This window comes from Kitasatospora sp. NPDC057518 (assembly GCF_042802075.1).
In the GTDB taxonomy this organism is placed as follows: domain Bacteria; phylum Actinomycetota; class Actinomycetes; order Streptomycetales; family Streptomycetaceae; genus Kitasatospora.
Genome location: NZ_JBHVEU010000725.1, coordinates 1 through 2,284, shown reverse-complemented (window position 1 = coordinate 2,284; position 2,284 = coordinate 1). Strand labels below are relative to the sequence as shown.

Here is a 2,284-nt window from a genome sequence, read left to right as displayed (position 1 = left end):
GTCCAGACCTGGATCTGGTTGGGCTTGGAGCATTCGCCGAGCAGGATGTGGCCGTCGCCGCGCAGCAGCTTCACCTTGGTGATGGCGGCGGCGCCGGGGTAGGCGAAGTCCTCGACCGCGGGCGGTGCGGCGGAGTTGTCGGCGGGGGTGGTGTCGGCTGCGGCGAGTGTGGTGGCGCCGGCGAGGGCCGTGGCGGTCACGGCGGCGGCGGCCAGCCACCGGCCTGCGGTGGCGCGGCCGGTCCTTCTGGCCGTGCGGAGGGGGGTGTGGGTCACCTGGGGCTCCATCGGGAAGGTGAGCGGGGAGCGGTACGGGCCGGTGCTGGTCAGCCGGTGACGCGCAGTTCGAGCAGGGCGGCCGGCTTGCCGTTGCCGGAGCCGCTGCCGATCCCGACGGGGAGGGCGGTGCCCTTGGCGATGTCGACGCTCTGCGCGCCGTCGACGCTGGTGAGCTTGGCGTTGAGCGAGTAGGCGTCGGTGCGGATGCGGAACACGTTGGGCACCTCCAGGGCGAGGTAGCCGGTGGTGCTGGTGGCGCGGAAGCAGATCTGGTTGCCGCCGGCGTTGGGCAGGTCGAAGCTGAACACGCTGATCTGGCTGTCGACGGCGCAGTCGGACAGCACGATGTGGCCGTCGCCGCGCAGCAGCTTGACGTTGGGGTACGGCGCCGGGCCGGGGTAGTTGAAGTCCTCGACCGCCACCGGCGCGGCCGAGTTGTCCGCCGGAGTGCCGTCGGCGGAAGCCAGTGCGGTGGCGCCGAGCGTGGCGGCCACGGCGACCGCACCGCCAACGAGCAAGCGGGACATGCGCTTTGCCATGACTATTCCTCTTCGTTCATTTTGTGTTGCCCTGACGGGCAGATCCACGGATTGGTGCGAACCACCCTTGATGGCAGGCGAACCAACCTGTCGTGATGGCGCGTCATGGGTGATGGGGATGCACGGAATCAACCACTCGGCGCCTTCGTGATCAAGGACGGAATGCGGCCCCATCGAACCAGATCAAGCTGACGACACGCCAGATCTTTCTTCCGGAGACCCCTCCCGAGCAGGCGCTCTGTCACAGTTTCGAATAGCTTGGGCACTTCCTGGCGATGCGCTCGCTTTGCCGAAATATGGGCCCACTGAGGGGGTTTAATGCACGTGTCTCAACTCTCAACTTCTTGACTTCGTAAGCGTTCTGTCGTGACATCATTTGACGTAGGCTCCGCTGCGGCCGGGATTCGGCCGATGTCGACAGTGGAGGTTTTCCGGTGCGTCAATCGATATCCCGCTCGCGACGGCAAGGGAGGGGGAGGCCGCCGCTACTGGGCAGGCTCTCCCTGAGCCTGCTGCCGCTCGCCCTGACGGCCGGTCTGGTGGGATCCGGCATCCAGAGCGCCGTCGCTGCCGAGCCGACCGGCGGGCAGGTCCAACCGACCCCCCGTGAGCGTGCGTTGACCGCGTGGCTCAACGGCGGCCCTCGCGTCCACGAGCTCGCCGAGGCCGCGCTCGCGGGCTCCGACCAGGACGTGAAGCGGTTCGTCGACAACGACCTCGCCGGCACCCAGCGCCTGGACGACCTGCTCGCCGCCACACAGATCTCCAGTGTGGGCGGGCCGAAGGTCCGCGAGGCCGCGGACAAGGCGATCGATGGAACTCCCGACGAGTTGCGCGCCTTCCTGCAGGGTGGTTGGCAGGCGGCGCTCGACGCCGACCGGCGGCTGATGATCACCCGGCTCACCGACCCCGCGATGGGCGCGGGCAGCAACCTGCAGGCGGCTGGTGACGCGGCGCTGCGCAGCAACAACAGTGACGATCTGCAGCGGTTCCTGACCGAGGGACAGTTCCCGGCGAAGGATTCCGACGACCGGCTCAAGCTGGTGCAGATCCTCAGCAACGGCGGCACGAACACCCAGGCGGCGGCACGTGCGGCGCTGAACGGGTCGATCGAGGACGTGCGCGACTTCCTGGCGGTCGGCCAGTACATCGCGCAGAGCCGTGACCAGGAGCGTGCGAGCATCGCGCAGCTGGTGCAGCAGGCGAAGGACGCGGGCGCGCAGGCGGCGCAGGAGACTGCGGCGGCGATCGAGGCCAAGGACAAGGCGGTCTACGAGGCGCAGAAGGCCATGGAGGCCGCCGCACTGGCCGCGTCGGAGACGCAGAAGGCCGGCAACGACGCGGCCAAGGCGACGGAGGCGGCGAACAAGGCCGCGACGGCGGCCGAGCGCGCGGGTGCGGCGGCGCGGACGGCGATGGCGGCAGCCCGTGCGGCCAACGCGGGTGCGCGGGCCGCCGCCTACGCGG

2 protein-coding genes and 1 pseudogene are annotated in these 2,284 nt (G+C 69.6%); 1 reads left to right on the top strand and 2 read right to left on the bottom strand.

All coding sequences use genetic code 11. From position 1 onward, the window contains the following. A pseudogene (locus tag ACFU7Z_RS38825) lies at nucleotides 1–275 on the bottom strand (hypothetical protein); the annotation flags it as partial. A gap of 50 nt (nucleotides 276–325) precedes the next feature. Further along, the gene (locus ACFU7Z_RS38820) at nucleotides 326–817 is read right to left on the bottom strand and encodes a hypothetical protein (protein ID WP_375877572.1); all 492 of its coding nucleotides are present in this window, start codon (nucleotides 815–817) and stop codon (nucleotides 326–328) included. A 539-nt stretch (nucleotides 818–1,356) separates the two neighbouring features. On the opposite strand from ACFU7Z_RS38820, the gene ACFU7Z_RS38815 reads away from it, so the two are divergent. Continuing rightward, on the top strand, nucleotides 1,357–2,284 hold a 928-nt coding region (locus ACFU7Z_RS38815; RefSeq protein WP_380782868.1), incomplete at its 3' end, for an ALF repeat-containing protein.